The sequence below is a fragment of the Halomonas salipaludis genome, from assembly GCF_002286975.1.
Taxonomy (GTDB): Bacteria; Pseudomonadota; Gammaproteobacteria; order Pseudomonadales; family Halomonadaceae; genus Franzmannia; species Franzmannia salipaludis.
This window is the reverse complement of sequence record NZ_NSKB01000005.1, coordinates 278,748-291,320: the sequence shown is the minus strand read 5'-3', so window position 1 is coordinate 291,320 and position 12,573 is coordinate 278,748. Positions and strand designations below refer to the sequence as shown.

The 12,573-nt window shown below is 62.9% G+C and carries 15 protein-coding genes and 1 pseudogene; 9 read left to right on the top strand and 7 right to left on the bottom strand.

All coding sequences use genetic code 11. The annotated features are described in order from the left end of the window. Positions 1-74 precede the first annotated feature (74 nt). Positions 75-323, top strand: a pseudogene (locus tag CK498_RS26595) (hypothetical protein); the annotation flags it as partial. 140 nt (positions 324-463) lie between these two features. On the opposite strand, the gene CK498_RS14530 reads toward CK498_RS26595, so the two are convergent. Next, a complete protein-coding gene (locus CK498_RS14530; protein WP_095621578.1) occupies positions 464-1,780 on the bottom strand; it encodes an aminotransferase class I/II-fold pyridoxal phosphate-dependent enzyme in 1,317 nt (438 codons plus the stop codon). Positions 1,781-1,816: 36 nt separating this feature from the next. On the opposite strand from CK498_RS14530, the gene CK498_RS14525 reads away from it, so the two are divergent. Together CK498_RS14525 and CK498_RS14520 are read left to right on the top strand one after the other, a co-directional pair. Beyond that, complete coding sequence (locus tag CK498_RS14525; RefSeq protein WP_095621577.1) at positions 1,817-2,515, top strand: glutamine amidotransferase; 699 nt, start codon at positions 1,817-1,819, stop codon at positions 2,513-2,515. Continuing rightward, positions 2,506-3,195 carry an MOSC domain-containing protein gene (locus CK498_RS14520; RefSeq protein ID WP_176475803.1) on the top strand — a complete coding sequence of 230 codons (690 nt, stop codon included), beginning with the start codon at positions 2,506-2,508 and terminating at the stop codon, positions 3,193-3,195. Before CK498_RS14525 ends, CK498_RS14520 begins: the two co-directional genes overlap by 10 nt. A gap of 5 nt (positions 3,196-3,200) precedes the next feature. On the opposite strand, the gene CK498_RS14515 is transcribed toward CK498_RS14520, so the two are convergent. Continuing rightward, on the bottom strand, positions 3,201-4,097 hold the full coding sequence (locus CK498_RS14515) for a LysR family transcriptional regulator (RefSeq protein WP_095621576.1): 897 nt from the start codon (positions 4,095-4,097) through the stop codon (positions 3,201-3,203). 75 nt (positions 4,098-4,172) lie between these two features. Here CK498_RS14515 and CK498_RS14510 point away from each other — a divergent pair, with 75 nt between their 5' ends. The 3 genes from CK498_RS14510 (at position 4,173) to CK498_RS14500 (ending at position 6,652) form a co-directional block, all read left to right on the top strand. Further along, a complete protein-coding gene (locus CK498_RS14510) occupies positions 4,173-5,126 on the top strand; it encodes a DMT family transporter (RefSeq protein WP_095621575.1) in 954 nt (317 codons plus the stop codon). 80 nt (positions 5,127-5,206) lie between these two features. Beyond that, complete coding sequence (locus tag CK498_RS14505; RefSeq protein WP_095621574.1) at positions 5,207-6,205, top strand: NADP-dependent oxidoreductase; 999 nt, start codon at positions 5,207-5,209, stop codon at positions 6,203-6,205. Positions 6,206-6,223: 18 nt separating this feature from the next. Continuing rightward, the gene (locus tag CK498_RS14500; protein ID WP_095621573.1) at positions 6,224-6,652 is read left to right on the top strand and encodes an EAL domain-containing protein; all 429 of its coding nucleotides are present in this window, start codon (positions 6,224-6,226) and stop codon (positions 6,650-6,652) included. 106 nt (positions 6,653-6,758) lie between these two features. On the opposite strand, the gene CK498_RS14495 is transcribed toward CK498_RS14500, so the two are convergent. Then, positions 6,759-7,139: a nuclear transport factor 2 family protein gene (locus CK498_RS14495; protein WP_095621572.1), complete on the bottom strand. Its 381-nt coding sequence runs from the start codon at positions 7,137-7,139 to the stop codon at positions 6,759-6,761. An 84-nt stretch (positions 7,140-7,223) separates the two neighbouring features. Then, the gene (locus tag CK498_RS14490) at positions 7,224-7,898 is read right to left on the bottom strand and encodes an alpha/beta hydrolase family protein (protein ID WP_229359100.1); all 675 of its coding nucleotides are present in this window, start codon (positions 7,896-7,898) and stop codon (positions 7,224-7,226) included. A 252-nt stretch (positions 7,899-8,150) separates the two neighbouring features. Between CK498_RS14490 and CK498_RS14485 the strand changes: the two genes are divergently transcribed. Together CK498_RS14485 and CK498_RS14480 are read left to right on the top strand one after the other, a co-directional pair. Beyond that, complete coding sequence (locus tag CK498_RS14485) at positions 8,151-9,080, top strand: aldo/keto reductase (protein WP_095621570.1); 930 nt, start codon at positions 8,151-8,153, stop codon at positions 9,078-9,080. 12 nt (positions 9,081-9,092) lie between these two features. After that, positions 9,093-9,758, top strand: a complete 666-nt coding sequence (locus CK498_RS14480; RefSeq protein WP_095621569.1) for a DUF6064 family protein — start codon at positions 9,093-9,095, stop codon at positions 9,756-9,758. 17 nt (positions 9,759-9,775) lie between these two features. Here the strand turns inward: CK498_RS14480 and CK498_RS14475 are convergent, their stop codons facing one another. Together CK498_RS14475 and CK498_RS14470 are read right to left on the bottom strand one after the other, a co-directional pair. Then, a complete protein-coding gene (locus CK498_RS14475) occupies positions 9,776-10,240 on the bottom strand; it encodes a YchJ family protein (RefSeq protein WP_095621568.1) in 465 nt (154 codons plus the stop codon). Between the two features lie 80 nt (positions 10,241-10,320). Continuing rightward, on the bottom strand, positions 10,321-10,881 hold the full coding sequence (locus CK498_RS14470; RefSeq protein ID WP_229359084.1) for a GNAT family N-acetyltransferase: 561 nt from the start codon (positions 10,879-10,881) through the stop codon (positions 10,321-10,323). 154 nt (positions 10,882-11,035) lie between these two features. Here CK498_RS14470 and CK498_RS14465 point away from each other — a divergent pair, with 154 nt between their 5' ends. Next, positions 11,036-11,926 carry a LysR family transcriptional regulator gene (locus tag CK498_RS14465; protein WP_095621567.1) on the top strand — a complete coding sequence of 297 codons (891 nt, stop codon included), beginning with the start codon at positions 11,036-11,038 and terminating at the stop codon, positions 11,924-11,926. 39 nt (positions 11,927-11,965) lie between these two features. Here CK498_RS14465 and CK498_RS14460 read toward each other — a convergent pair whose 3' ends face one another. Next, a complete protein-coding gene (locus CK498_RS14460; RefSeq protein ID WP_095621566.1) occupies positions 11,966-12,367 on the bottom strand; it encodes a RidA family protein in 402 nt (133 codons plus the stop codon). Positions 12,368-12,573: the final 206 nt, after the last annotated feature.

Here is a 12,573-nt window from a genome sequence, read left to right as displayed (position 1 = left end):
CGGTATCCAGCTTCCCGGCCTCATCGATGCTGGGCCTGGTGGCCCTCTGGGGCGGCAATCATTCGCGCTCCAGGATGGAGCTGCGTGGCGTGGTGAGAGGCACGCCGGTCCGATCGACCGTGCCAGATCCCAACAAAACCCCTCCGGCGGACCTGGTGCGGCAGCAGTTTCAACCGACTCAGCCAAATGCGCTGTGGGTGTCGGATTTCACATATATCGCGACCTGGCAGCGACTTGATCCACCATAGCGGGGGGCTCAATATGTCTCGTTTCGATACACAGAGCTCTTGGAAGATGCCGGCGTCGCCCCGTCTGTCGGGAGCCATTTCACAGCACTTCAGGGTATACATGCCATGTTGATATGCCCGGCTTGTGAGCAGGAGACGTTGGCTCCTTAGGTGGAACGGCTTTCAATGAACATGCTGACCAGGTGGGTATTTTACGTGTTCAGGCAATGCTACCTCTACACCATTGGCGTCGAGGCACTCTGTGTGCAGTCCGCAAGGGCCTTGGCCACGGCGTCGGCTTCTTCGACAGGAAGATTGCCGACACTGATCCTGATACCGGGCCCGGCCCGCAGCCGAAAGGGCTGACCCGCCTGAACCCGGTATCCGTGCGCCGTCATGCGTTCAACCATCGCTGCTTCATTCTTCACGGGGAGCCATAGATTGACGCCGGAGCCGGAGCTAACCGGGAGCCCGTGCCGGCGCAAGGCATCGACCAGTGCCTTGTGACGTGAGGCGTACATGGCCCTGGCTGTCTGCAACTGCGTGTCAGTCTGTTCATCGCGTAGGAGCGCCACGGCAATCCGCTGGACCAGGCGGCTGATCCAGCGCGGCCCCAGGGCAAACTGCCGGGCCATTCGGTTGACTGTATCCGCATCGCCGCAGGCAACAGCCAGACGCAGGTCGGGGCCGAGGAACTTGGACACGGATCGTACCAGCAGCCAGGCGGGAGCACCGGAGGCGATAACCGGTGGTGGCGCTTCGGACAGGGGACCCCAGTGATCGTCCAGGACCAGGAGTGTCCGCGGGTGATCCCGCAACGCCACCTGAATCCGCTCAAGACGCTCGGCAGGGAGATCGATACCGGTCGGATTCTGAGCACGCGGCGTCAGGACGACGGCTGCCACACCGGCACCGAGCCTGTCCGCAAGCGCCTCCGGGATGACTCCCTGATCGTCAAGTGGCACGGGCTCCACCACGAGGCCAAGGGAGCGCAGCAATGCGAGCAACGGTGGCCAGACAGGGTCCTCGACCAGGACCTTCTCCCCGACCTGTGTCCGAACCCGCAATGCCCGCTCGATGAGGTCCAGGGCACTATGTCCGAGCATCATCGACGCCACCGGCACCCCTTCACGCGCCAGCATGTCTCGGAACAGGCCAAGCAGTTCGGGGTCTTCTCCGGACCGGTCGTAGCCGGTCTGCTGCCAGTCTACCTCTGTTGCGGCCCGCTTCAGGGACGGCAGCAACCTGGGGTCGATATTGCCAGAAGCGAGATCAACAACACCCGGGAAGACGGGCGCCTCGCCCAGTGCCTCTCCTTCCCTATGCATCGGCATTACCCGGGTACCACCCCGACCACGCCCATAGACCCAGCCGCGCTCACGCAATCGGGAGTAGGCCTGCGCCACCGTGTTTCGGTTGACGTCCAGCATCATGGCGGCCTCACGGACGGATGGCAGGGAGTCGCCTGCGGTCAGACGCCCGCACTGAATGGCATGCTCAATGCTTTCAGCAATCTTGACAGCCGTTTTTCCTTCCAGATATTGTTTATCCATGACATTATATTATTTGGCATAGGACATTTAGTCAACATGAAGGTTGCACATGTCATTCGGCATATCCATTTCGAAGACCTTGGCCTGTTGACCCCCGTCCTGGCTGATCATGGTTACCACCATTATTACTGGGATGTGGGAGTGGATGACCTGAATGAGCTGGAGCGGATGACACCGGACCTGCTGGTTATCCTCGGGGGACCACTCTCCGCCAACGATGTCGACGCCTATCCCTTTCTTGCCATAGAGCAGCGCCTGGCCAAGCGCCAGATTGCAAGCGGGCGGCCCCTGCTGGGCATATGCCTTGGCGCCCAGATCATTGCACGTGTCATGGGTGGCAGAGTAGAGCCCATGGACTGCAAGGAAATCGACTTCGCGCCGCTGACCATGACCGAAGCCGGTCACCAATCCGTGCTGGCCCCTCTGGCCGATGCAGAAGCGGTACTCCACTGGCACGGTGAAGCCTGTCAGATAGATGGCCGGCTACCCACCCTGGCTCAGACGCCCGTATGTACAAATCAGGGCTTCCTGTACGGCTCCCAGGTACTGGGGTTGCAGTTTCATCTGGAAGTACCCCTGCAGGGCTTTGAACGTTGGCTTGTTGGCCACTGCCATGAACTGGCCTCCGCTGGCACGGATGTGGCAGCCATGCGGACGGCGGCGCAAAGGTTCCTGCCCAGGCTTGAACCCGTGGCCAGGGAAGTCTTTCACAGGTGGTTGACGCAATGCGCCTGAAACAGTCCGTGAACCGGCTGCTGATTGGTGGCGTTGCCCCCCTGGGACCACGGGCAGTCCCCAGTGGCATCCGAAAATCTCCGGTTGCCAGTGCCGAGCTCGGGCTGACCGGCTTCATAGGCGACAAACAGGGAGATCCAAAGCGCCATGGGGGAATAGAAAAGGCAGTGCATCAGTACTGCCTGGATCACTATGCGTTCTGGCGGAAAGAACTGGGAGATCTGGATGTCCTCGGCCAACCCGGCGCCTTCGGGGAAAACCTCTCGGTAGCAGGCATGAACGAAGATGACATTTGTGTCGGCGACCAATGGGCCCTTGGCGATACCGTGATTCAGGTGTCCCAGGCACGCCAGCCCTGCTGGAAGCTCAATACCCGTTTCGGTGTTCCGGACATGGCAAGACGCCTGCAACACTCCGGAAAAACCGGTTGGTACTACCGCGTTCTCGAACCGGGCCTGGTCCGGGAAAACGATCAACTCCACCTTCTCCACCGCCCCAACCCGCTCTGGCCGATCTCTCGCCTGATAACTGTGCTCTACACCAAAACAAGGGACCGGCGTGCCCTGGAAGCCATGTCGGTGCTGGAAGGTCTCAGCGATGGTTGGCAGCGCCTCGCGGCTCGCCGTCTAGAAACCGGTCAGACCGAAGACTGGAGCAGTCGTCTGGGAGAACGAAAATGATGGGCTTATGCCCGGCGCAGGTCGGGCGTTATCAACTCAGCGAACGCTTTGGCCGTATCGCTGCCGTCATCGGCCAAGTAGATATGGGTCTGCCCCAATGCTGGCAACGCCCAGTGCCTGGGGACTTCGACCAGTTCGTGGTCAACCAGCGATCGGGGCAGAGCCGCCACGGCAAGGTCAGCGCGCAGCGATGCGACCTGCCCCATCGAGGTATCGCTGGAATACGCAACGCGATAGGAACGGCCGTCTTTCTCCAGTGCACCCAGCACCGCATCGCGCCAGGCACAGCCGATCTCCGCCACCGCAAGGGGCAGAGGATCCTGCTCCACGGCGCGGCCACCATCACGCATCAACCAGACCAGTTCTTCGGAGAACAGGTCACGCGCTGGCATCTGCGGCGCGTTTACCTCATTGAACAACGCAAGACTGGCTTTACCCTCCATGAAGAGTCGCTGCACGGCTTCACTGGTGTCGAGCCGGACGTCTACACGAATCCGTGGATGAGCTTCGGCCAATCGGCGTAGCACGCTCGGGACCAGGGAGGCACCCAGATCATGCGGTGCAGCTACGCTCAGGGACCCGGTCAATGGAGAGCCATGGAATGCTGCCATCGCCTCGTCACTGATCCCCACCAGACGCCGTGCAAACCCCAGCAGGCGCTCTCCCTGGTGGGTCAAACGTACGTGACGCGCATCACGATGCAGGAGCCGGACGCCAAGTTGCTCCTCCAACTTGCCTATCTGGAGACTCACCGCCGAAGGCGACCGGTGCACGCGCGCGGCGGCACGTCGGAAATTTCCCGTTTCACAAATCGCCACGAAGGTTCGGGCAGCGTCGAGATTCAGCGTCCGATTGGCAGAATGCGACTCCTGCGCCTGCATGATTGATGTTTTCTCATTCATAAATTGATTATATATCGTTTTTCTCAACCTCTCTCAAGATCTACTCTTGCCGAAACGAAGACAGCAGGGGAGACGATGTTTCCGTTATCAAAAAAGCATGCCGCCGGTCTTGTCTGGGCCGCCACCGCCATTACCATCTGGTCCGGGTCACTGGTCATGCTGCGCCTGGGCGTAACCACGAGCCTAAATGCCTACGATCTGACTGCACTGCGTTTCGGCGTTGCCGCGCTGCTTCTGGCGCCAGTCATCTATCGGCACGGCTTTGCCCTGGAACGACTGGGCGCAGCGGGCGCCCTGACCATGGTGGTCGGCTTCGGGGCACCGTATATCCTGCTGGTCTCGTTCGCACTGCAAACTGCCCCGGCATTTGCGGCGGGCTCCATCAATCCCGGAGTCATGGCGATTGTCTCCATACTGTTGGGCTGGCAAGTGTTTGGCGACAAGATCGGCCCAGTAAGGACTCTGGGCATCATGACCATCCTTGTCGGTACGTCTTTGTTCGCGAACCTGCTGGGTAAAGGGGCATCGCCAGTCGGATACTTTGTTCTGGTTCTCACTGGCATCATGTGGGCAGGCTATGCACTGATGGTTCGACGGTTCGGTATTCGGGCTCTACACGCCACCGCCATCATTGCTGTGGGCTCCGCCATACTCTACCTGCCGATTTACGCCATCGCCCTGCCCAAACAACTGCCTGCCGCCCCGGTATCCGACATTGTGACGCAAGCGATATTCCAGGGTGTTCTGGTTAGTGCCGTCGCGGTTTTCGCTTTCAACCGATCTGCAGAACACCTTGGGCCGATTGCAGGCACCACCCTCCCGGCATTGATTCCGTTGGTAACCCTGGTGCTCGGAGCCGTCTTCCTTGGCGAACCAACAGGCAATCTGGAGGTCATTTCTGCAGTCCTTATCGGTGCCGGCGTTGCGATGGCACTCAGTCGTTCGCAGAAGAGCATGGCGACATTGACCACTATGGTGCGACGAACTGCCGGTAAAGCTACCAGCGCTCCAATGGATCGTGAGCGGTAATGGCAGGCATTGATGATTGGCCTGGGCGCCGCCCCCTACCCTAGACTGGCAGGTTCATTCTTGTATCAAGGAAGACCACGATGCAGTCACGCTACTTCACCATCAACGACGTCCCCCAGGGCACACCCGGTCGCGAGCTGTTCGAGCTACACGAAACCGCGCTGCCGGATCTCGCCGAGGGCGAGGTGCGCATCCGCAACAGCTGGTTGTCGGTAGACCCTTACATGCGCGGACGCATGAGCGGCGTGAAGACCTACATCGCCCCCTTCACCCTCGGCGAGCCGCTGGAAGGCGCCGCAGTTGGCGACGTCATCGAGTCTCGACATCCGCGCCTGGCCGTCGGCGACAAGGTACGCCACATGGCCGGCTGGCGGGATATCGCCCAGCTGCCGGGCGACCAGGTCGAGCCATTGCCGGGCATCGAGGTCCCCGAGCAGGCCTACCTCGGCGTGCTTGGCATGCCGGGCATGACTGCCTGGACCGGCCTCTACCAGATCGCCGGGATGCAGCAAGGCGACAACGTACTGGTCAGCGCCGCCAGCGGCGCGGTGGGCTCGCTGGCCGTGCAGCTGGCCAAGGCCCGCGGCGGCACCGTGGTGGGCATCGCCGGGGCGCCCGAGAAGCTCGAGTGGCTTGCGTCCCACGGCATCGAGGCGGTGAGCTATCGCGACCGCAACGCCCAGCAGCTGACCGAGGCGCTTCAGGCGGCCTGCCCTGAGGGCTTCGATGTCTACTACGAAAACGTCGGCGGCGTGTGCCTGGAGGCGGCGCTCAACACCCTGCGCACCGGCGGTCGCATCGCCGTGTGCGGAATGATCGCCCGCTACAACGCCGAAGGGCCGGCCCCCGGACCCAGTAACCTGGCCATGGTGCTGATCAAGCGCCTGCGCATGCAGGGGTTCATCATCTTCGACCACTGGAACGACTATCCACGCTTTCTGGAAGAGGTCGGCCCGCAGGTCGCCAATGGCGAGATCGACTACGCCGAGACCATCGAGGAGGGCCTCGAGCGCACGCCGGATGCCTTCCTGGCGCTGTTCGAGGGCGCCAACACCGGCAAGATGCTGGTACGGCTCTGAGCCAGACACCAGGCCAACCTGCCCGCCGACGCCATCGAGCTGGAGGTGACCGAGAGCGCCCTGATTGGCAAGGGCCAGGCCGCGGCGACCCAGCTCGATGCGCTGATCGCAGCGGGCACCCTGATCGCCATCGACGACTTCGGCACCGGCTACAGCAGCCTCTCCTACCTGCACGAGATACCGGCGAACATCGTCAAGATCGACCGCTCGTTCATCGCTCACCTGGAAGAGGATGCGCGGACCCAGACCCTGGTCGGGTCGATGATCCGCATGGCCCATGAACTGGGCTACAGCATCGTCGCCGAGGGCGTGGAGAACCAAGCGGCGCTCGACTGCCTGAGCCAACTGGGCTGTAACGAGGTGCAGGGCTATCTGCTCGCCAAGCCGCTGCCGCCCCGCGACCTGGAGACCTGGCTTGCCAACCGCAGCGGCACCAGTGCCGGCTGACATAGCCTGGTTTACCTTTCCTGAGTTTTGCTCACTATTAGTGCTCTATTTGTGCCACAGGCAAACCATGAGCAGCGCTCGACGCGGCGGGCTTCACCTACCACGTCTACGCGATCGGCTCGACAAAATGCTCCCTGCCTGGCGGTGCCGAGTATGGCTCGGGCCAGTATTCGACCAGCCGGGTTATCTTGCCCTTCTCCACCGTGAAGAATGAAATGGCCGTAGCCGACTGAACGCCATCGGTGATGGCGACCTCCGTCACCACTTCATCATCGCCCTCGACGAAACGATTGGTCGTGAACTGCCAGCGGCCGTGGGCAGGATATTCCGCATTCATCTGTGCGAAACATTCGCCGCCACGAATACGCTCATTGGAATGCGGCCACTCGAGAACGAAATCCGACGCAAGCACCGCCACCACCGAGTGAAAGTCGTTCGTTGCCATCAGCCGCCAGAATTCGCGCACCACCTCGCCTGCCGTTTTCATCCTGCTTTTCCTTGCGCAGCCCTAACGCAGCCAGGCCGCAATGGCCTCTTTGATCGACCAACCCTACCGACTAGCGCCACGCGGCTAGCCCAGGTGTCGTTCGAAGAAATCGATCAGCAGTTCATGATGACGATTCTCGCCCTCGCTTCCCGGCAGGTGGTCCTCGCCCTCGTAGTAATGGACGTCAGGCTGGCGCTCGTGGGCCAGGAGTCGCTTCTCCAATCGCCTCGTCATATCCACCGACCACAGTCTGTCCTTCAGCCCATGGGAGAGGAACAGTGGCCCAGGGTACCGCTCGACCTCGATCGGCGTCGTGGGCAATAACCCTTCTGCGCTACCCTTCCACGTCCAGGCGCGCTTGCCGCCATCCCATGACTGCCAACCGGGATCGCCGGCATCGCGAAAACTGCGCGCATCGAAACCACCACACACCACATCGGGCGGGCTGTGTGCGGCAATGGCCTCTGGAAGCCCTGCCATCGCCTCCTTGGCCATCAAAGAGGCAAGCAACAGGGCGTGCTCGGCACCACGCGAAACACCGTAAAGGCCGACTCGCGGCCCGACGAAGGGAAACTCTCGCAGCGCAGCCAGCGCCTGGGCGGTGCGATCGAGTGGACAGTCGACGATATGCCCCGCATTCCAGGCGTTGCCACCGCTGGAATAGCCGAAAGGAAAGGCCAGGAACCCATGGGCCGCCAGGATCGCCGCATTGCGGTGACTCCAACCGGACCAGGCACCCTCCGAGCCATGCAGAACCATCACGGCAGGAAAAGGGCCCTCCCCCGGGGGGCCATAGGTAGTGCCCCATTCAGGGATCAGTCGCCGTACTATCCGAAGCTCCATATAGCCATCCTGTCGGTACACCAATGGTAGGGCCAGTCACAAAGCCCGCAAAACACGATCCGCCTCGACAATCTCATACTGGCTGTGGACCTGCCGAAGAAGCCCCATGGTAACGCCAACACTCCTGTCGTCTACACTGCACTCTGCGGACGACCATCAGGAGCCCCCATGTTAGTGGAACCCCCGCCCCTGTCGCGGCGGCGGCTGCTCGGTGGCCTGCTGGCCCTCGCCGCCGGTTCGGCGCTACCGCCACTCATCGCACGCGGCGAGTCAGGCGAGATACGCGAGGTGCCCGCCACCGGCGAGTCGCTACCGCTGGTCGGGCTGGGCAGTTGGATCACCTTCAACGTCGGCGACGACCCGGCACTGCTCGAGGCATGCACGGCCGTGATGGCGGCCTTCTTCGCCGAGGGCGGACGGATGATCGACTCCTCGCCGATGTACGGCTCCTCCCAGGCCACCATCGGCCATGCCCTCGCCGAGCTTGACGCCACCGACCGCGTCTACGCGGCCGACAAGATATGGACCTCCAGTCCCTCCGAAGGACCTTCACAGCTCGAGGCCTCTCGGCGCGACTGGGGGGTGCCGCGATTCGACCTGCTACAGGTGCATAACCTGCTCGCCTGGGAGAGAAACCTGGCAACCCTGCAAGCCATGAAGGCCGAAGGCGACGTCCGCCACATTGGCATCACCACCTCCCACGGTCGGCGCCACGACGCCATCGAGCGCATTTTACGCGAGGCCGACATCGACTTCGTGCAGCTCACCTACAACATCGTCGACCGCGAGGCAGAAGACCGCCTGCTGCCACTGGCCCGCGAGCGCGGCATCGGGGTAATCGCCAATCGTCCCTTCCAGCAGAAGCGCCTGATACGCCGCCTGGAGGGCGAGCCGCTGCCCGACTGGGCATCCGAGATCAACGCCCGGACCTGGGCGCAGTTCATCCTCAAGTTCATCATCTCCCATCCCGCCGTTAGCTGCACCATTCCGGCGACCACCCAAGTCGAGCACGTGCGCGAGAACCTGGCAGCGGCCCGCGGACCGCTACCCGACGCCGAACTGCGCCGGCGCATGGCCAGCTACGTCCAGAGCCTGTAACGCGCCATGCCGATGAGCGAGTGGTGGAGCTACCATCCTGCGGACTTCCTGATGTTCTCGCTGCACGTCTACGAGCGCCTCTTCGTGCTGCACAACCAGGCGCTTTGGCCGGCCCAACTGCTAGCGCTGACTCTGGGCGTCGGCCTGCTCCTGGCGCTATGGCAACCCAGGGCCGGGCCGCTACGTCTTGTCGTTCCTCTGCTGGCGACGGGATGGCTTTTCGTCGCCTGGGCCTTCCTGTGGCAGCGCTACGTCCCCATCAACTGGGGCATCCGCTACGTGGTGCCGCTCTTCGTGCTCCAGGCGCTGCTGTTGCTCGTCCTGAGCCAGTGGCGCGGCGGGCTGGTGCTATCACCGCAGCGGCTGACACCACGTACCTTTGGCCTGGGGCTCGTGGCCTATGCCGTTTTCCTGCATCCCCTCACCGCCCTGCTGAACGACCACGGCCTGGCCAGTGCCGAGGTGGTAGGGCTAACTCCCGACCCGCTGGCCATCGCCACGCTCGGCCTAGCGGCGCTGGCCCGATCAGCGCGGCGCGGCTGGGCACTGCTGATCATCCCCCTCCTGTGGTGCCTGATCAGCGCCGCCACCCTGCAGTTGCTGGAGGCGCCGGGCGCCTGGGTGCCGCTACTCGCAGCCGCAATCGCCGTGGTCGCGCGGCTCATGCCACACGGCTGAGCCGGGCACCTGCGCGGTCAATGCGAGGCACCACAGCAGGCCTTGAACTTGCGGCCACTGCCGCACGGGCAGGGGGAGTTGCGGCCGGGCTTGAGCCGATGGACGACGGGGTTGCCATCGAGATAGAACCAGCGCCCCGCCTCGCGCACGAAGCGCGACGACTCCTCCAGCATCGACCAGCGCCGCCCCTCGCGGAAGGTGGCGCGGAAATGCACCCATCCCCGCTCGCTCTTCTCGCCGCTCTCGAGCACCTCGAGACGCTTCCAGAGCGTCGCAGGGTCCGGCTCCAGGTTCGATGGCCGGGTGCTCGGGTGCCAGGTCGCCAGCAGGTAATCGGCAAGCTCGAGAACGAAGGCGCTGTAGCGCGAGCGCATCAGTGCCTCGGGGGTCGGCGCCGGCTCGCCGGCGTGATAGCGCCCACAGCAGCCGGCGAGCGGACTAGCACTGCCGCAGGGGCAGTTGGTGCGGTCGGAGAGTGTCATGCAAGACGTAACCTTCTGTGTTCTACCCATACAGGGCATGCGTTACCGCAAGAGCAAGCTCGTTCACCGGTCAGCAGCGATCATCCGGCCGTGGCCGCAAAGGCCGGATGGTAGGAGACTTCGCCCTGGGGGAAGTCGTCGCCCCAAGCGAGGGCCGTGAAGTACTCCGGCGGCACGCCCGGCAGCACCAGCCCCGGCACGACTCGAAAACCGAAGCGCGTGTAGTAGCCCGGCTCACCCAGCACCACGCAGCCCTGGGCACCACGCCCTTGCAGGCGTGCCAGGCACGCCTCCACCAGCGCCGAGCCGACTCCCCTACCCTGCCACCCCGGCAGCACCGACACCGGCCCGAGCCCGAACCAATCAGGTGCGCCATCCGAGATGACCACCGGCGACGCCGCCACATACCCCACCACCTCGTCGTCACACTCGGCGACCAGCGACACGCTGAGTGCCCCCGCCGCGCGCAGCGCTCTGACGATATGCTGCTCGGTATGATCGCTATGCGGCGCCGCGCGGAATGCCGCTACGGTAACCGCCTCGATGACGCTGGCGTCATGGGGTGTTTCGGGGCGAAGCGAGGCACGCCCCTCATGCAACAGCAAAGGAAAAGTCGCTAGGTGCGACTGCGGTGACGTCAATGCTGGACCTCCGACCTGACAGTTGCGCTCGAGCAGGCGCCTGAACCTGATACGATAACTGGCCAGGGCGACGCCTTTCCAGCCACGCCGCTGCCCATGCCAAAGGCTCGAACTCACCCAACGCACGCCCGCCCATATCAGCAGGATGATGACATTGAACCAACTACTCGCTATGCGGGCGTTCGTCCGCGTCACCGAAACGGGCTCTTTCAAGCAAGCGGCGGATTCTCTGACGCTGCCACGCTCGACCTTGAGCAAGCTGGTGTCCGATCTGGAGAGCCATCTCGGCATCAAACTGCTGAACCGCACGACGCGCAAGGTAACGGCAACGTCAGATGGGCTGGCATATTATCAGCATGCAGCGCGGCTGGTGGCTGAAGTGGACTCGCTGGACAGCGATATCCGCAGCAACGGACTAACACCCAGCGGACACTTGCGTATCGATGCGCCCTCCGCCTTCGCCACCAGCCTGTTGATCCCCGCCATGGCTGGCTTCCAGCGAGCATATCCCGACATCAGCGTGGCGCTGGGCGTCAGCGACCGGGCAGTAAACCTCGTCGGTGAAGGCGTGGATTGCGTTATTCGCGCAGGCCGGCTCGACGAACTGTCGATGGTCGGGCGCCAGCTCAACGACCTGGATTACGTGACCTGCGCAGCACCCGGTTATCTCGAACGACATGGCGTGCCAGCGCATCCCAAGGAACTCGACACAGGCCACACGCGACTTGGCTATTTCATCGCCGCGACGGGCAAGCCGATACCGCTACTCTTCGAGAAGGAGAACGAGCGATTCGAGATGGCCCATAGCGACTATGCCGCCAACGATGGCAACGGCCTGATGGCGATGCTGCTCGCCGGGCTCGGCGTTGGGCAGCATTTTCGCCGCTGCGTGCAGCCGTACCTCGACACTGGCGAATTGGTGCCGGTGCTGGGCGAGTGGTCTCGGCCGGGCATGCCGTTCCATATTCTCTATCCGCCCAACCGACACCAGACCGCCCGGCTGAAGGTCTTCATCGAGTGGTTACTGGCCACCTTCAACGACTAGCCGGCAGCCCACCGCAGCCACGAGTCACCCTGCGGCAGGTCAGGCAACGATCGCTGTCACACGAATCTCGACCCGCATCGTTGGCAGCCCCAGCGCCTCGACACCCGTCTGCGTCCAGATCGGTGCATGGCCGGGCATGTAGTGTCGGTAGAGCCGCGACATCGTCTCGTTCACTTCCGGCGGAAAGCCACCAACGTGGTAAGAGTTGACGTGGATGACGTGCTCCCAGCCGGCACCGGCGGTCTTGAGCGTTCGCTCAACGTTACGGAACGCCTGCTCGATCTCCTCAACCAGCGATTCAGGGATCTCGAAGTCATCGTTCCAACCGCCCTGCCCGGATGTCTCCACCCGGTTGTCGACCTTCACGGCTTGCGAGTAATACAGCAGATCCAGCGCCTTCTCCCCGTAGCCAGGCGTCACAAAGAACTCGCGCTTGCTCATCGATGCTTCCTCTTGCGTAGTGGATGGCGACCGATGCTAGGGCACCATCAGCCGGGGCAGAAGACGCAAAATATGCCATCTCTATCCATGCTCATGGACAATCGACTGCTGCACTCGGGCCTTGCTCCGCTGTTGATGATGCCAGAAGCTGATACGGCAAAGTCTTGCAGGCCTGTGCGATCATGTACGGTCAGCCGTCGCTGCGG

Bases quoted from the DNA above. Each gene is read 5' to 3' on its own strand.
- CK498_RS14520 (WP_176475803.1), top strand. From the start codon at position 2,506: ATGCGCCTGAAACAGTCCGTGAACCGGCTGCTGATTGGTGGCGTTGCC.
- CK498_RS14490 (WP_229359100.1), bottom strand. From the start codon at position 7,898: ATGGTTCTGCATGGCTCGGAGGGTGCCTGGTCCGGTTGGAGTCACCGC.
- CK498_RS14460 (WP_095621566.1), bottom strand. From the start codon at position 12,367: ATGAGCAAGCGCGAGTTCTTTGTGACGCCTGGCTACGGGGAGAAGGCG.
- CK498_RS14505 (WP_095621574.1), top strand. From the start codon at position 5,207: ATGCAGTCACGCTACTTCACCATCAACGACGTCCCCCAGGGCACACCC.
- CK498_RS14525 (WP_095621577.1), top strand. From the start codon at position 1,817: ATGAAGGTTGCACATGTCATTCGGCATATCCATTTCGAAGACCTTGGC.
- CK498_RS14530 (WP_095621578.1), bottom strand. From the start codon at position 1,780: ATGGATAAACAATATCTGGAAGGAAAAACGGCTGTCAAGATTGCTGAA.
- CK498_RS14475 (WP_095621568.1), bottom strand. From the start codon at position 10,240: ATGACACTCTCCGACCGCACCAACTGCCCCTGCGGCAGTGCTAGTCCG.
- CK498_RS14510 (WP_095621575.1), top strand. From the start codon at position 4,173: ATGTTTCCGTTATCAAAAAAGCATGCCGCCGGTCTTGTCTGGGCCGCC.
- CK498_RS14480 (WP_095621569.1), top strand. From the start codon at position 9,093: ATGAGCGAGTGGTGGAGCTACCATCCTGCGGACTTCCTGATGTTCTCG.
- CK498_RS14485 (WP_095621570.1), top strand. From the start codon at position 8,151: ATGTTAGTGGAACCCCCGCCCCTGTCGCGGCGGCGGCTGCTCGGTGGC.
- CK498_RS14515 (WP_095621576.1), bottom strand. From the start codon at position 4,097: ATGAATGAGAAAACATCAATCATGCAGGCGCAGGAGTCGCATTCTGCC.
- CK498_RS14495 (WP_095621572.1), bottom strand. From the start codon at position 7,139: ATGAAAACGGCAGGCGAGGTGGTGCGCGAATTCTGGCGGCTGATGGCA.